The sequence below is a fragment of the Pseudoalteromonas luteoviolacea DSM 6061 genome (assembly GCF_001625655.1).
GTDB lineage: Bacteria > Pseudomonadota > Gammaproteobacteria > Enterobacterales > Alteromonadaceae > Pseudoalteromonas > Pseudoalteromonas luteoviolacea.
This window is the reverse complement of sequence record NZ_AUYB01000079.1, coordinates 1-15,467: the sequence shown is the minus strand read 5'-3', so window position 1 is coordinate 15,467 and position 15,467 is coordinate 1. Positions and strand designations below refer to the sequence as shown.

Sequence of the window (15,467 nt, the reverse complement as noted above, 5' to 3'; positions counted from 1 at the left end):
TGTTACAGAGGTGGTAGCTCTCAATTGTGCCACCTCAATTTAAAGTCATGAATTACGGATCAGCATGAGGGTTAAATAGAAGGTAATAGAGTAATAAGGAAATGGTGAGTTATGAAACAATTAGAGGGGCAAGGAGTAACAACTAGAGATGCCATGGGAGTTGGCGTCAACAAATCTACAAATACCTGGCAGTCCTGTTTACCTGACTGTTTATTTATGGCGCTTGAGCTTGAAGCGAGAGATAAGTTTGCGATTGCAAACATGGATCGGTTGTTTGGAGAACATTCATATCACTTCGACTGTAAGCAGAAGCAAGGGTTAGACATTATTTTCAGTCGCTATGAAGACAAACAATACTTTCGCTTTGAACAAGAGACCATTTCCGGCTATTTAGGTGACAAACTGCAAGCATTATATGGTTTGCAAGTAAGTGCACTTTCTTTTCCAGATCGTAATGCTCTCGATCAATATCTATTTACCATGCTGGCGAAGAATGAGCGTGTGATCTGTGAATACAGTGGCAAATATGTGCCTTACCGTGTAGAGGACTACCACAAATATTATGGTTACCACATAGTAACATTTAAATCCTACGACAAAGCACACAATGCATTTATGGTGGATGATGCGCTCAAACGTGATGTGAGTATCAGTTGGCAAGACTACCAATCCTCTTTTGAGGATGTTTTGGCGCATGAAGGTAGTGTGCGTGTTTATCATATAAAGAAAGTGGGTACTGAAAGCCCATTGACCCTTGAATGGGCATTGAAGCAAGTTGAGCAAAATATAGCGGGTCTTGTATCTGATTCACCCCATATAGGCACTTCTGCGATATCTGAATTTTTGGAATACATCTCTTGTTTAAATGAAATTGAGCGTCCCTTTGTTATTCCTGGAGTGTGGGTATTTTCGCTACAGCGTGCAAGCGCACTGAATTGGCTGATGGCTTTACAGCAGGACTTTTCGGACCCTAAGCTAAAGCGTATTTGCGCCCCTATGATAGAGGCTTTACCCGATCTTTCTAAAGGGTGGAAAGAAGTTGAATTACTCATGCGTTTATCTTGTCGCTCAAAGTCCGTAACTGGACACCAAGTTTATCAGCGTATTTTACATTTATGTGAGGTTGAACAAGCACTCATTCAAGTTTGGCTTGATCTCCAAGAGTGGTTACTGGCCAAGAGGCGAGCGTCATGACAGCGCTGACAAAAAAGTTTGCAGCCACGCCTTTAGTGAGCTGTGTCATGCCGACTTGTCGGCGGGCACATTACCTTATTCAAAGTATTGAGTACTTTAATCGCCAAAGCTATCCCAATAAAGAATTGGTGATAGTGTATGAACGGGCAGAGGATCTGCCAAAACTATTGCCGACACAAGACAACATTAAGTTAGTCAAAGTGCCAGTGAATGCATCTATTGGATATAAGCGAAGTATAGGCACCAAATGGTCAAAAGGCGTTTACATTGCCCAATGGGATGACGATGACTGGTACTCTAGTGAACGTTTAGCGGTGCAACTAGCCCCTCTTTTAAAGGATGAAGCAGATATTACGGGCCTTAAAAATCACTTGTTTTTTGATGTTTGGCGTGGTCAGTTCTGGGCGGCTGAAAAGGCCTTATTTGATGCGATGTTTCGTCGAGGTATTGCGGGAGGTACTTTGGTGTTTAGTCGTAAATACTGGTCTGAGGGGACACTGGACTATCGTGATAGCTCGTTGCGAGAAGATGCTGACTTTATGGAGAGTATGATCGCTGCGGGAGCTAATTTAGTTGCCGTGGATGGTCAATTCCATTTTGTATACTTAAGACATCTAAATAACACTTGGAGCTTTGTGAGTGGCAAATTGATTCAAGCAAGTGCGTGGCAAAAAGTATCTACGCCCAACTGGTTTGGTCATGATCTACCGTTTTATCTTGATTTAAAAGAGACTCATTTTTCACATTATGATGATGCACCATCATCTCATGGTGTTTTGCAACAATTAGCGGATATAAGCTGTGTGCTGCACGTCACGCATCGGGCCCAGTTAAAACGTGCATATGAGTTACTTGAAAAACAAACCGTTAAACCAGTAGAAGTCATAGTTTCTCACCCAGATGAGTTAACACTTAAATACTTAAACACTGATTTAGAGGGGGTTACTTTTGTTGCGTATGAGCAAGGTACACAGTCAACGCAATGGTTCGAAGATAAGCTAGCTGCTCAGATTAACTGCGACTACGTCATGTGTTGGCCGAATTCACAGGCATGGGTATCTAGGAGTTGGTTGGAAATACAGTATGCTTACCTTAGAAGGCACCAGCTAGATGCAACAGGTTTGTCTCAACCCTTTTTCTTTTTTCCTAGCCAACAAGAGTTTTGGCAATACATCGCATCAGATAATCAAATCACAGCATGGTTACATGCAGAATCTTTATGTTGTACAAAAGAGTTCTATTTGCAGAAACATCGGGGTTTTAACCGAGCGCTCGGGTTTAATATTCAACCTCACCAACATTTAGAACACTTTTTGGCTTTTGCTGACGCTCAAGAGCCAGTTCCTAATACCGAGAAAGATCCAAAGTGGTTTCCTTACCAGAGCAAAGCCATTAGAGAGCTATATAGTGAGTTGGACATAGGTGAGCTTATAAAAAATGTGTCTATGGCCATGATATTTTTTGTCACAACCTGTTTGTTGTTAATTCCGAGTTGGCAGACAGAAGCTAGCCAAGTTGTAGAAGGGGCGGAACAACAAGCTTTTCCAGCTGACTTTTTTAGTCAGTACAACCCTCAAAATGCTTTAGATATGATTTATCGATTGCCGGGGTTCTCGTTTGAGAATACTGATTCGGCGCGTGGGTTTGGAAGCAATGTTGGCAACGTATTGATAAATGGGGCGAGGCCGGCTGTAAAATCAGAATCCTTGGCTAAGGTCCTATCTCGAATAGGGGCGTCACAAGTCCATAAAGTTAATGTGTATCGAGGTAGTAAAATTCCATTGGTGACATCAGGTAAAGTTATGGTTGCGGATGTAATTTTGATTGAGTCTAAAACCACGGGGGTATTAGAAGGTCAACTTACCCAATTTGATGATGGCAGCGTGTTACCAAAGCTTGCACTACAACTAAGTACACATTGGCAAGGTTGGGCTACATCGGTGGGGCTGGAGGCGAATGGCACTCCAGGTTATAGAACGGCGAAAATCAGACAGCTAAATAATGAAGAAGTCGTTTCCAGTCAAGAGTTCGAGGCACTTGATGAAAAGACAGACAATCTGAAACTTACTGGCCAACTTAAACAAATAAAAGGTCAAAATGAGATTGTACTGACCGGGAAATTGAGTAGTGAAAACTACCTTGGTGATACCACTCGTTACAATGTGTCCGAAAGCGACATGCAATTGGGTGCACTAACACGAGAGCTCAAAGTAGACAATGATACCAAAAATGCAGAGTTGGGCGTGGATTGGACACGCAATCTAGATGACTATCGTTGGCAAAATATGGGAATTTTTGTCGTTGAAGACAAGCAATATGCCAACGATGACATGACCTTTAATACAGTGGATAAAGCTGCCAATGTAGCTCTGTGGCGACAACAGGAATTGAAAACAGAATTAATACTGCGTAGCACAATAGAGATGATGCAAGAGGGTGATATTACTCCTCGATTTGGTATCGAAATGACAGAAAATAGAATGCAATCTTCAGTCAGTATACCTTCTTCCGTGAACAAAGAGGTAACGGATGTCAATGAGCTCAGAGCTGAGGTGTTTGCAGACATTAACTATACGCATACTCAAAACTTATCTAGTGAGTTTGGTTTGACCTATGAAGCGTCTCAAATTGATGTGGAAGGGTTAAATAGAGCAAGTCAATCATTGTCATTTTGGAAGCCTCGTTGGCAAACTAGTTGGAGCCCTAGTAAAAGCACTAATTTGAACTGGCTTGCTGAGCATCGGATAAGTCAGCTTAATTTTTCAGATTTTGCACGTAGCGTGGATGCTGGAGATGGGCGCAATCAATCGGGAAATACGGAGCTTAAGCCAGAGCAAACGACAGAATTATCGACCCAATACCAGTGGTACTTTTCAAAGCGAGGCAACTTTAAAGTAAAGCTGTACTATCAATGGCGCAAAGATGTTTTAGAACACATTGCATTTTCTGATTCTGCTGGCGGGCTGGCAAATGTCGGGGATGCAAAGTTCTGGGGAAGCCATGTGGAAGTGGCGTTTGAACTTGAACCTATCTTAGAAAATGCACTATTTGAAGTATCTTATGAACATAAAAACTCAGACTTTACAAATCCTAATGGTCGTACTGAGCGCTTAAGTAACTATATTCCAGATTGGATTTGGATGAACTTTCGCCATGATATTCCAAAATATAAAAGCTCTTGGGGAGTGGAATATTGGGGGGATTATACTGAGCCATTTTACTTCGCGCACGAAACCTTATTGGTTCAAGGGAATAAAAGAGTTAAGGGATTCATTGAGTCTTCTTTAATCAACAATATTAAAATGAGATTTGAGGTGACGCATATGAACACTGGGCGCTTCATCCGTACGAGAACATTTTACCAAGATGGACTGCAATCGGGTCATGAAATAGCTGATAGAACGCACAAGGCAGAATACCGTTTGTCTGTCTGGTATCGCTTTTAAACAATGATAAAAAGCTATTAAATCAGCTATTTATGCTGATTCTAGAGAAAATAAGATTTCCTTCATAGTTTAATCATGGCGAAAAAAACTGGTGCCTTGCAAACTGTTTTGCCAAGTAATATTGATGCTAAGCAATACGGAGTGAATATGTGGACAATGAAACTAAGCAGTCGGATCGTGGCTGCAATATTTATGACTTTATCATTTGCTAGTTTAAGCGATACGGGTGAGAGTGGGCGCACGAATGACAAGTTTAGTTACCCTAATAATGCTCGAAACGCTATTTCCCTGAGCTTTGACGACGCACGAGAGAGCCAAGTAGATATTGCCATACCACTTTTAAATAAGCATGGGGTTAAAGGTACGTTTTACGTGAACCCTCAGTTTGCGAAGAAGCGTTTAGAAGGATGGAAAAAGGCAGTAAAGCAAGGTCATGAATTGGGTAATCACACGAGCTCCCATCTGTGTACTGGCAATTTCGCGTGGTTGCGCAAACAAGGCTTGGGGCTTGAGCAGGTCGATTTAGCTTGGTTACGCAGTGATATTGAATCAACCACAAAGTTTATGCAGGCTGAGTTTGGCATTACGCCACAATCTTTTGCTTACCCCTGTGGAAATACGTTTGTTGGACGCGGCGAACAAGTTAAAAGCTATGTACCCTTAGTCGCAAAAATGTTTAAAACGGGTCGCACTTGGTTAGATGAAACGGGAAATAACCCGACATATACAGATTTTGCTCAGTTGGCCGGGAACAGAATGGATGGAATGACCTTCGATGAGATAAAAACGCTGTTAGAAATGCTCAGAGAAGACAATAAGTGGATAATTTTGGCAGGTCATGATGTTGGTGAAAAGGGCCTATATACAGTAGATAAAGACGCTTTAGATACGCTTATTGCGTATTTGAAAGACCCTAAAAATGGATTTTGGTTGGCCACCGTGAATGAGGTTGCTAGCTATATTGAAACACAGAGAGAAAAATAAGCTGGCTGTTTTTTGAACGCTGTCATGCAGTTGGATTTAAACGTCGTACTTGAATTGGATTTAGCTGCCCCCATATGAAGTATGGGGAACAAGCCCAGTGCTTTGGGTAGATAAAATTAATTAAAAATTGAACTATCTTTGGCTGGATTTTGCTGTTACAATTCCCCGCCCTTGAAAGACGAAAGCTTCGTTTTTTGAGTGGAAATTAATCTAAATGCTTAGGTTTTATACAAAATCTAGGTAAATTTTAACTACACCGGAGCATATACAATGATCCAAATGCAAACTCAGCTGGACGTTGCTGATAACAGCGGCGCTCGCAAAGTGCAGTGTATTAAAGTCCTTGGTGGTTCGCACCGTCGCTATGCGCGTGTTGGTGACATCATTAAAGTTTCTGTTAAAGAAGCAATTCCTCGCGGTAAAGTGAAGAAAGGTGATGTTAAAAACGCTGTAGTAGTGCGTACTAAGAAAGGCGTTCGTCGTCCAGACGGCTCTTTAATCCGTTTCGATAGCAATGCGGCTGTTATCTTAAATGATAGCCATCAGCCAATTGGTACTCGTATCTTCGGCCCTGTGACTCGTGAACTTCGTAACGAAAAGTTCATGAAGATCGTTTCACTAGCACCAGAAGTACTATAAGGAGTCGATCATGGCAGCAAAAATCCGTCGTGATGACGAAGTAATCGTACTAGCCGGTAAAGACAAAGGTAAGCGCGGTAAAGTGCTTTCAGTTGTAACTGAAACTGGTCGTGTATTTGTTGAAGGCGTTAATATCATCAAGAAGCACCAGAAGCCTGTACCACAATTACAGCAAGCTGGCGGTATTGTTGAGAAAGAAGCGTCAGTAGACGTATCAAACATTGCGATTTTCAATGCCGAAACTGGCAAAGCAGATCGTGTTGGTTTTAGATTTGAAGACGGTAAAAAAGTCCGTTTCTTCAAGTCTACTGGCAAAACTATTTAATAGTTGGAGTAGACGATGGCGAAACTGCATGAAGTGTACAAAGACAAAGTAGTAAAAGAGCTTTTTGAAAAGTTCGGTTACAGCTCTGTCATGCAAGTCCCTCAGATCGAAAAGATCACACTTAACATGGGTGTGGGCGAAGCCCTAAATGACAAGAAGATTCTAGAAAATGCTGTTGCAGATCTAGAAGCTATCTCTGGTCAAAAGCCTCTAGTGACTAAAGCACGCAAATCAGTTGCTGGCTTTAAGATCCGTGAAGGTTACCCAATTGGCTGTAAAGTAACCCTACGCGGCGAGCGTATGTGGGATTTCCTTGAGCGTTTAGTCTCAATCGCGATGCCACGTATTCGTGACTTCCGCGGTGTTAGCGCAAAGTCTTTTGACGGTCGCGGTAACTACTCTATGGGCGTACGTGAGCAAATCATCTTCCCAGAAATTGATTATGATAAAGTAGACCGTGTTCGCGGTATGGATATCACAATCACTACTTCTGCGAAAACAGATGATGAAGGCCGTGCGTTATTAGAAGCGTTCAACTTCCCATTCAAAAAGTAAGGGTAGGGTTATGGCAAAGAATTCAATGAAAGCGCGTGACGTAAAACGTGCTAAATTAGTTGCACAGTACGCAGAAAAGCGTGCTGCACTTAAAGCTATCATCAGCGATGTTAACACATCTGATGATGAGCGTTGGGACGCGGTATTAAAGCTTCAGTCTTTACCGCGTGATTCTAGCCCTTCACGTCAACGTAATCGTTGTAACATTACGGGCCGCCCACATGGTTACCTTCGCAAGTTCGGCTTAAGCCGTATCAAAGTTCGCGAAGCAGCTATGCGCGGTGAAATTCCTGGCCTTAAAAAGGCTTCTTGGTAATAGAATCACGGGAGTAAGACATGAGCTTGCAAGATCCAATCGCGGATTTGTTTACACGCATCCGTAACGGTCAGTCTGCGAAGAAGGTATCAGTAACTATGCCAACTTCAAAGCTGAAAGTAGCTGTTGCTGACGTACTGAAAAACGAAGGTTTCATCACTGGTTATTCAGTATCAGGCGACGTAAAAGCAGAATTGACTATCGAACTTAAGTACTTCGAAGGCAAAGCTGTTATCGAAAGCATCCAGCGTGTTAGCCGCCCTGGTCTACGTATCTACAAGAAACGTGACGAATTACCGAAGGTAATGGGTGGTCTAGGTATCGCTATCGTATCAACTTCTAAAGGCCTGATGACAGACCGCGCTGCGCGTACCGCTGGTGTTGGTGGTGAAATCATTGGCTTTGTAGCTTAATCGGAGGGGAACTATGTCTCGTATTGCGAAGGCTCCTATTGCTGTTCCTGCCGGTGTTGAAGTTGCAATTAACGGCCAGGAAATCAAAGTTAAAGGTAAAAACGGTGAATTGACTCGCGTTCTTAACGATGCAGTTGAAGTTGTTCTTAACGACAACGTTATCACTACAGCACCTCGTGAAGTAGCAAATGCTTGGGCTCAAGCTGGTACTGCACGCGCTCTGATCAACAACATGATCATCGGCGTTAACGAAGGTTTTGAAAAGAAACTACAACTAGTCGGTGTTGGTTACCGTGCTGCAGTTAAGGGTAAAGTATTAGACTTAACTCTTGGCTTCTCACACCCAGTGAACTTCGAGATCCCAGCGGGTATCACAATCGAAGCTCCAAGCCAAACTGAAATCGTTGTTAAAGGCGCAGACAAGCAGCTTGTTGGTCAAACTGCTGCTAACATCCGCTCATACCGTGAACCAGAGCCTTATAAAGGTAAAGGTGTACGTTACGCTGATGAGCACGTGCGTCGTAAAGAGGCTAAGAAGAAGTAAGGTAAGACGATGGATAAGAAAACAGCTCGTCTACGTCGTGCTAAGCGCACTCGTAGAAATATTATCGAACAAGGCACAACACGTCTTGTTATCCACCGCACGCCACGTCACATCTACGCTCAAATCGTAAACGTTGAGGGTAATGTACTGGCTGCTGCTTCTACTGTTGAAAAAGCAATTGCTGAAACAGTTAAAGGCACTGGCAACATCGAAGCTGCTCAAGCAGTTGGTAAAGCAGTTGCTGAACGCGCGGCAGACAAAGGCATTGAAAAACTTGCTTTTGACCGCAGTGGCTTTAAATATCACGGCCGTGTGAAGGCGCTTGCTGATGCAGCGCGTGAAGCCGGTCTGCAATTCTAGGAGTAGACAATGGCTAACGTAGAAGCAAAGCAACAACAGCCTGATTTGGCTGAAAAGCTAATCGCGGTAAACCGTGTGTCTAAAGTGGTTAAAGGTGGTCGTATCTTTAGCTTCACTGCACTAACTGTAGTTGGTGATGGCGCAGGTAAAGTAGGTTTTGGTTACGGTAAAGCACGTGAAGTTCCAGCTGCTATTCAAAAAGCAATGGAAAAAGCGCGTCGTAACATGGTAAATGTTGACCTTAACGGTCACACGCTACAGCACCCTATCAAGGGTCGCCACGCGGGTTCTAAAGTATACATGCAGCCTGCATCAGAAGGTACAGGTATCATCGCCGGTGGTGCGATGCGTGCAGTACTAGAAGTTGCTGGTGTACAGAACGTACTTTCAAAAGCATACGGTTCTACTAACCCGATCAACATCGTTCGCGCAACAATTTCTGCTCTAGAGAACATGAATTCTCCAGAGGGAATCGCTGCGAAACGTGGTCTTAGCGTAGATGAAATCTTGGGGTAAGAAACCATGGCAAACACAGTTAAAGTAACACAAGTACGTAGCTCAATCGGTCGTTTACCGAAGCATAAAGCTACATTACGTGGCCTTGGTTTACGTCGTATCAACCATACTGTTGAGCTAGAAGATACGCCAGCAGTACGTGGTATGATCAACCAAGTTTCTTACATGGTTAAGGTTGAGGGCTAATTCGATGCAATTGAATACACTTTCTCCTGCTGCAGGTTCAAAAACTGCTGGTAAGCGCGTTGGTCGTGGTATCGGTTCTGGTCTTGGTAAGACTGGTGGCCGTGGTCACAAAGGTCAAAAGTCGCGTTCTGGCGGTAAAGTACGTGTCGGTTTTGAAGGCGGTCAAATGCCTATGCAACGCCGTCTACCAAAGTTTGGCTTCACTTCACGCAAATCATTAGTATCTGCTGAAGTAAACCTTTTCGAAATCGCGAAGGTTGAAGGCGACGTGGTAGAGCTAAGCACACTACAAGCAGCTGGTATCGTTAAGAAGAACGTTCAGTTCGTTAAAGTTGTTAAATCTGGCGAAGTTTCACGCGCAGTTACTGTTAAAGGCATTAAAGTGTCTAAAGGTGCTCGCGAAGCTATCGAAGCTGCCGGAGGCAAGGTAGAAGACTAAGGAAGTACACTATGGCTAAACCAGGTCAAGATATGCAAAGCGCACAGAGTGGGCTTGCGGAGTTGAAGCGCCGTTTACTATTTGTATTGGGTGCCATCATTATTTACCGTTTAGGTTCATTCGTGCCTATCCCTGGGATTGACGCCGCTGTACTTGCCGAGTTCTTCGAGCAACAAAAGGGCACCATCTTTGCCATGTTTAACATGTTCAGTGGTGGTGCGCTTGAGCGTGCATCTGTACTTGCGCTAGGTATTATGCCTTACATTTCAGCTTCAATTATTATGCAGCTATTAACGCACATACATCCTGCGATGATAGAGCTTAAGAAAGAAGGTGAACAAGGGCGTAAGAAAATTAGCCAGTACACGCGTTACGGTACGCTCGTGCTTGCTACTATTCAGTCAGTAGGTATTGCGACTAACCTTCCAAATATGATGGATGGCTTGGTTGTAAATCCTGGTTTCGGTTTCTATTTCACCGCAGTTGTGAGTTTAGTAACTGGTACCATGTTCCTAATGTGGCTGGGCGAACAAATTACAGAACGTGGTATCGGTAACGGTATCTCTGTACTGATATTTGTTGGTATTGTAGCTAACCTGCCGTCTGCAATCGGTTCGACAGCAGAAATGGCGCGCCAAGGCGATTTGAATGTCTTTATCTTAGCACTTATTGCGTTTATCGTTGTTGCGGTAACTTATTTGGTAGTATTCTTTGAGCGTGGTCAACGTCGTATCGTCGTTAACTATGCTAAACGTCAGCAAGGCCGTCAGGTGTTTGCAGCGCAAAGTACGCATTTACCATTAAAAGTTAACATGGCAGGGGTTATTCCACCAATATTTGCTAGTAGCATCATTCTGTTCCCTGGTACAATTGCAAGCTGGTTCGGCCAAGGTGAAGGTCCATTAGCTGATGCTCTACAAGCAGTTTCAGCGGTGTTGACCCCGGGTCAACCTCTATATGCAATGGTACTAGCAGCTGCGATTATTTTCTTCTGCTTCTTTTATACAGCGTTGGTGTTTAACCCTCGTGAGACAGCAGATAACTTGAAAAAATCAGGCGCATTTATTCCAGGCATTCGCCCAGGTGAGCAGACGTCTAAATACATTGATAAAGTGATGACACGCCTGACATTGGCAGGTGCAATGTACATTACCTTTATCTGTCTGGTGCCCGAGTTTATGACCATGGCATGGCAAACGCCATTCTACTTCGGCGGTACATCAATTTTGATTATCGTTGTTGTTATCATGGACTTTATGGCACAAGTACAGACTCATTTGATGTCTCATCAATATGATTCTGTGCTGAAAAAAGCAAACCTTAAAGGCTACGGCCGATAGGGTCTGTTACGGAGTTGAGTTATGAAAGTACGTGCTTCCGTTAAGAAAATTTGCCGTAACTGTAAAGTTATCAAACGTGCTGGTGTAGTACGTGTGATTTGCAGTGAGCCTAAGCACAAGCAAAGGCAAGGCTAAGAAATCTAGTCGTGCAGGCTAAGTAGTTTACTTAGCCTGTTTCATTGGTAAAACTTGAGTGTCGGTTGGGTATCCTATACGGGCTTTCCAGCAAGATGATAATCAGGTTTATTTATAGGAGATATGTTAGTGGCCCGTATCGCAGGCATTAACGTTCCTGACCATAAGCATGCTGTTATCGGTTTAACAAGCATCTATGGTGTAGGTAAAACTCGCGCTAAGGCGATCTTAGCTGCGACAGGTATCGCTGAAACTACTAAAATCGGCGATTTAAATGACGAAACTCTTGACATCCTTCGTGAAGAAGTTGGCAAGTACACTGTTGAAGGTGATCTTCGTCGTGAAGTAACACTAAACATCAAGCGTCTTATGGACCTTGGTTGTTTCCGTGGCTTACGTCACCGTCGTTCGTTACCACTACGTGGTCAACGTACTAAGACTAACGCGCGTACTCGTAAGGGTCCTCGCAAGCCTATCAAGAAATAAGGTGGGGTAAGTTATGGCAAAAGCACCAATTCGTCGTAAAAAGGTCAAAAAGCAAGTTGTTGACGGTATGGCTCACGTTCATGCTTCTTTCAACAACACTATTGTGACCATCACTGACCGTCAAGGTAATGCTCTTTCTTGGGCGACTGCGGGTGGTTCAGGTTTCCGTGGTTCTCGTAAGTCTACTCCGTTCGCTGCACAGGTTGCTGCTGAGCGCGCAGGTACTGCTGCACAAGAGTACGGTCTTAAGAACCTAGAAGTATTCATCAAAGGTCCAGGTCCAGGCCGTGAGTCTGCTGTACGTGCATTGAATGCTGCTGGTTTCCGTATCACAAACATCACTGACGTGACGCCAATCCCACATAATGGTTGTCGTCCACCGAAGAAACGTCGCGTATAATTAATAGGTTAGGAGAAAGAACATGGCAAGATATTTGGGCCCTAAGCTCAAGCTGAGTCGTCGTGAAGGTACTGACCTGTTCCTTAAAAGCGGCGTAAGAGCAATTGACTCTAAGTGTAAACTAGAAACAGCACCTGGTCAGCACGGCGCACGTAAAGGTCGTCTATCTGACTACGGTTTACAGTTACGTGAAAAGCAAAAAGTACGTCGTATCTACGGTGTGCTAGAAAAGCAATTCCGCAACTACTACAAAGAAGCTGCTCGCCTTAAAGGTAACACAGGTGAAAACTTGTTACAGCTTCTAGAGCAACGTCTAGACAATGTTGTATATCGCATGGGTTTTGCAAGCACACGTGCTGAAGCACGTCAGCTAGTTAGCCACAAAGCGATTATGGTTAATGGTCGTGTTGTAAATATCCCTTCTTTCGTTATTACTCCAGAAGATGTAGTAGTAATCCGTGAGAAGTCTAAAAAGCAAGCGCGTATCATCGCTGCTCTAGAGTTGGCTGAGCAACGCGAAAAGCCAACTTGGATTGAAGTTGACGGTAAGAAAATGGAAGGTACTTTTAAGCGCCTACCTGAGCGTTCTGATCTGTCTGCGGACATTAATGAACAACTAATCGTCGAACTTTACTCGAAGTAAAGTTAAGAGTTAAGAGAGGATAAAATGCAGGGTTCTGTAACCGAATTCCTAAAACCAAGATTAGTCGATATCGACGCTATCAACTCAACCCGTTCTAAAGTAGTTTTAGAGCCTCTAGAGCGTGGCTTTGGTCACACTTTAGGTAATGCTTTACGTCGTATTCTTCTTTCGTCTATGCCGGGTTGTGCAGTGACTGAGGTAGAGATCGACGGTGTATTACATGAGTACAGCGCGAAAGAAGGCGTACAAGAAGACATCATTGAAATTCTGTTAAACCTAAAAGGTCTAGCAGTGTCTCTAGAAGGTAAAGATGAAGTTTTCCTTACCCTGACTAAGTCTGGTGTAGGCCCTGTGACTGCGGCTGACATCCAGCACGACGGCGATGTAACAATCGCTAATCCTGAGCACGTTATTTGTCACTTAACTGCTGACAATAGCGAAATCAGCATGCGTATCCGTGTTGAACGCGGTCGTGGTTATGTTCCGGCGTCAAGTCGTTTATCCTCTGATGACGATGAGCGCCCAATTGGTCGTCTGTTGCTTGATGCTTCATTCAGTCCAGTTGAGCGTATTGCGTACTCGGTTGAATCAGCCCGTGTTGAGCAGCGTACAGATTTAGATAAACTAATTATCGATATGGAAACTAATGGCACACTAGATCCTGAAGAAGCGATCCGTCGTGCATCTACAATCCTAGCTGAACAGCTAGAAGCATTTGTAGATTTGCGTGATGTTTCTGAGCCAGAAGAAAAAGAAGAGAAGCCGGAGTTTGATCCGATTCTACTTCGTCCTGTTGATGATTTAGAGCTAACTGTACGTTCTGCAAACTGTCTGAAAGCCGAGCAAATTCAATATATCGGTGATCTGGTACAGCGTACTGAGGTTGAGCTTCTTAAGACGCCTAACCTTGGTAAGAAATCTCTAACAGAGATTAAAGACGTGCTAGCTTCTCGTGGTCTATCTCTAGGCATGCGCCTAGAAAACTGGCCGCCAGCAAGCTTAGCAGAATAATCAGATTACTATATTAGTTTAGTTAGAAGGATAGGGTCATGCGCCATCGTAAGAGTGGTCGTCAATTAAACCGTAACAGCAGCCATCGCAAAGCGATGTTCAGCAACATGGCTGGTTCTTTGGTGAAGCACGAAATCATCAAAACAACTTTGCCTAAAGCGAAAGAGTTGCGCCGTGTAATTGAGCCTTTAATCACACTGGCTAAGACTGACAGCGTAGCAAACCGCCGTTTAGCGTTTGCTCGCACGCGTGATAAAGAAGTAGTTGGTAAATTGTTCTCTGAGATCGGTCCTCGTTTCGCGGATCGTCCAGGTGGTTACACTCGTATTCTTAAGTGTGGCTTCCGTGCAGGTGACAATGCGCCAATGGCTTACATTGAACTACTTGATCGCCCAGTAGCGACTGAAGAAGTTCAAGAAGACGCGCAGTCTGCAGAGTAAGTCTTTATAAGACACGAAAAAGCCGAGCATTAGCTCGGCTTTTTTGTTTTTACATCGTAACTTATTGATACGAGTGAGCGCAATTTGCTTAGAATTTCCAATGGAAAAGTAAACCAGTATTATTTCCGTCTACTGTTACATCGTATGACGAGAAGCTTGAACTACCAATACGGTCTACAGAATATTCAACACGTGTATGTCTTAATTCTAAGTCTGCAGAGATGGTTTCAAAGTGATAGCGGAGACTACTGATAAATGCAGTTTCATTACTAAATTCAACATCCGAGCCAAAGTCATTGCTTAATTCAACATTGGTGTGTAGGCCAAGACCCAAGCCAACAGAAAAAGAATCGTTAATGCCGTAGTAAGGAATTACGTTGAATGCAAGTCGCTCGAAAGACAAATCACCATTCTTTGCTGTAGCGGTATCAGTATGATAATTGGCGCTTACGTCAACGGCCCACTTTGAATTGAACTCATATGAGAGCCCACCACCTAGAATGATACCCTGACCCGCTTTAATGCTTTCCGAGTCATTATCTTCATATATCAGTTCTCCAACTGTGTCACCACCAAACACATAACCTGCCGTTAAAGAAAAGGTTACGTTGCTTTGTTCATCTTCCGTTGCAAAAGCATTTAAGCTCGTTAGTAAGGTAAGTGCTAAGATTGATTTCTTCATTGAATCAATGTTCCTATTATATAAAAAATCGCCGTATTCTAGACTTAATTGAATGAAACTTGAATCATTAAAACTGTTGAAAGTATAAATAAAGATCAATTTTGTAAATGGAAACACGTTTTTGATTGTATATTGTACTGTTGAGCGTTTTTTTATAACTTTCTTAAAAAAGTACTTGCACTATTTTGGGAGCTCCCTATAATGCGCACCCACTGACACGGCGGGATGCAACGAAAAGCGCAAACCAAAGTGAAGGGTAAAGCCAAACGGAAAGCTTAACTTTTTTCGAAAGAAAGAAAATTAAATTTTCTAGTTGACTTTAAAAGTGAAGCGGTTAATATGGCGCTCCACTTCGCAGCAACGCTGCGGTAACTAACCAAGGTTAGTTACATTGTTCTTTAAAAATATGAAGC

The 15,467-nt window shown here is 43.3% G+C and carries 21 protein-coding genes; 20 read left to right on the top strand and 1 reads right to left on the bottom strand.

Annotation, left to right across the window (positions count from 1 at the left end; genetic code table 11):
• Positions 1-111: 111 nt before the first annotated feature.
• The 20 genes from N475_RS03560 (at position 112) to rplQ (ending at position 14,372) form a co-directional block, all read left to right on the top strand.
• A complete protein-coding gene (locus tag N475_RS03560; RefSeq protein WP_063355776.1) occupies positions 112-1,194 on the top strand; it encodes a hypothetical protein in 1,083 nt (360 codons plus the stop codon).
• Positions 1,191-4,640: a glycosyltransferase gene (locus N475_RS03555; RefSeq protein WP_063364698.1), complete on the top strand. Its 3,450-nt coding sequence runs from the start codon at positions 1,191-1,193 to the stop codon at positions 4,638-4,640. The genes N475_RS03560 and N475_RS03555 overlap by 4 nt, the downstream gene beginning before the upstream one ends.
• Positions 4,641-4,715: 75 nt before the next feature.
• On the top strand, positions 4,716-5,624 hold the full coding sequence (locus N475_RS03550; RefSeq protein ID WP_405127444.1) for a polysaccharide deacetylase family protein: 909 nt from the start codon (positions 4,716-4,718) through the stop codon (positions 5,622-5,624).
• Between the two features lie 270 nt (positions 5,625-5,894).
• The gene (rplN, locus tag N475_RS03545) at positions 5,895-6,263 is read left to right on the top strand and encodes a 50S ribosomal protein L14 (RefSeq protein WP_039611414.1); all 369 of its coding nucleotides are present in this window, start codon (positions 5,895-5,897) and stop codon (positions 6,261-6,263) included.
• 10 nt (positions 6,264-6,273) lie between these two features.
• Complete coding sequence (rplX, locus tag N475_RS03540) at positions 6,274-6,588, top strand: 50S ribosomal protein L24 (RefSeq protein WP_063355774.1); 315 nt, start codon at positions 6,274-6,276, stop codon at positions 6,586-6,588.
• Between the two features lie 15 nt (positions 6,589-6,603).
• A complete protein-coding gene (rplE, locus tag N475_RS03535) occupies positions 6,604-7,143 on the top strand; it encodes a 50S ribosomal protein L5 (protein WP_063355773.1) in 540 nt (179 codons plus the stop codon).
• 10 nt (positions 7,144-7,153) lie between these two features.
• Positions 7,154-7,459 (top strand): 30S ribosomal protein S14, encoded by a 306-nt coding sequence (gene rpsN, locus N475_RS03530; RefSeq protein ID WP_063355772.1) that lies wholly within the window; start codon positions 7,154-7,156, stop codon positions 7,457-7,459.
• A 20-nt stretch (positions 7,460-7,479) separates the two neighbouring features.
• Positions 7,480-7,872, top strand: coding sequence for a 30S ribosomal protein S8 (gene rpsH, locus N475_RS03525; RefSeq protein WP_063355771.1), 393 nt, complete (start codon positions 7,480-7,482; stop codon positions 7,870-7,872).
• 13 nt (positions 7,873-7,885) lie between these two features.
• Positions 7,886-8,416: a 50S ribosomal protein L6 gene (gene rplF, locus N475_RS03520; RefSeq protein WP_023401266.1), complete on the top strand. Its 531-nt coding sequence runs from the start codon at positions 7,886-7,888 to the stop codon at positions 8,414-8,416.
• A 9-nt stretch (positions 8,417-8,425) separates the two neighbouring features.
• Positions 8,426-8,776, top strand: coding sequence for a 50S ribosomal protein L18 (rplR, locus tag N475_RS03515; RefSeq protein ID WP_063355770.1), 351 nt, complete (start codon positions 8,426-8,428; stop codon positions 8,774-8,776).
• A 9-nt stretch (positions 8,777-8,785) separates the two neighbouring features.
• Positions 8,786-9,292, top strand: coding sequence for a 30S ribosomal protein S5 (rpsE, locus tag N475_RS03510; protein WP_063355769.1), 507 nt, complete (start codon positions 8,786-8,788; stop codon positions 9,290-9,292).
• A 6-nt stretch (positions 9,293-9,298) separates the two neighbouring features.
• Complete coding sequence (gene rpmD / locus N475_RS03505; protein ID WP_010378276.1) at positions 9,299-9,478, top strand: 50S ribosomal protein L30; 180 nt, start codon at positions 9,299-9,301, stop codon at positions 9,476-9,478.
• A 4-nt stretch (positions 9,479-9,482) separates the two neighbouring features.
• Positions 9,483-9,917, top strand: a complete 435-nt coding sequence (rplO, locus tag N475_RS03500; RefSeq protein ID WP_063355768.1) for a 50S ribosomal protein L15 — start codon at positions 9,483-9,485, stop codon at positions 9,915-9,917.
• An 11-nt stretch (positions 9,918-9,928) separates the two neighbouring features.
• Positions 9,929-11,257 (top strand): preprotein translocase subunit SecY, encoded by a 1,329-nt coding sequence (secY, locus tag N475_RS03495; protein ID WP_063355767.1) that lies wholly within the window; start codon positions 9,929-9,931, stop codon positions 11,255-11,257.
• A gap of 21 nt (positions 11,258-11,278) precedes the next feature.
• Positions 11,279-11,392, top strand: coding sequence for a 50S ribosomal protein L36 (rpmJ, locus tag N475_RS03490; protein ID WP_002959476.1), 114 nt, complete (start codon positions 11,279-11,281; stop codon positions 11,390-11,392).
• A gap of 129 nt (positions 11,393-11,521) precedes the next feature.
• Positions 11,522-11,878 carry a 30S ribosomal protein S13 gene (gene rpsM / locus N475_RS03485; RefSeq protein ID WP_010386936.1) on the top strand — a complete coding sequence of 119 codons (357 nt, stop codon included), beginning with the start codon at positions 11,522-11,524 and terminating at the stop codon, positions 11,876-11,878.
• A gap of 13 nt (positions 11,879-11,891) precedes the next feature.
• Positions 11,892-12,278 carry a 30S ribosomal protein S11 gene (gene rpsK, locus N475_RS03480; protein WP_010386935.1) on the top strand — a complete coding sequence of 129 codons (387 nt, stop codon included), beginning with the start codon at positions 11,892-11,894 and terminating at the stop codon, positions 12,276-12,278.
• Between the two features lie 22 nt (positions 12,279-12,300).
• Positions 12,301-12,921 carry a 30S ribosomal protein S4 gene (gene rpsD, locus N475_RS03475; RefSeq protein WP_039611418.1) on the top strand — a complete coding sequence of 207 codons (621 nt, stop codon included), beginning with the start codon at positions 12,301-12,303 and terminating at the stop codon, positions 12,919-12,921.
• Positions 12,922-12,945: 24 nt separating this feature from the next.
• Positions 12,946-13,932, top strand: a complete 987-nt coding sequence (locus tag N475_RS03470) for a DNA-directed RNA polymerase subunit alpha (protein WP_063355766.1) — start codon at positions 12,946-12,948, stop codon at positions 13,930-13,932.
• A gap of 38 nt (positions 13,933-13,970) precedes the next feature.
• The gene (gene rplQ, locus N475_RS03465; RefSeq protein ID WP_010386932.1) at positions 13,971-14,372 is read left to right on the top strand and encodes a 50S ribosomal protein L17; all 402 of its coding nucleotides are present in this window, start codon (positions 13,971-13,973) and stop codon (positions 14,370-14,372) included.
• An 88-nt stretch (positions 14,373-14,460) separates the two neighbouring features.
• Here the strand turns inward: rplQ and N475_RS03460 are convergent, their stop codons facing one another.
• Complete coding sequence (locus N475_RS03460; protein ID WP_063355765.1) at positions 14,461-15,054, bottom strand: outer membrane beta-barrel protein; 594 nt, start codon at positions 15,052-15,054, stop codon at positions 14,461-14,463.
• Positions 15,055-15,467: the final 413 nt, after the last annotated feature.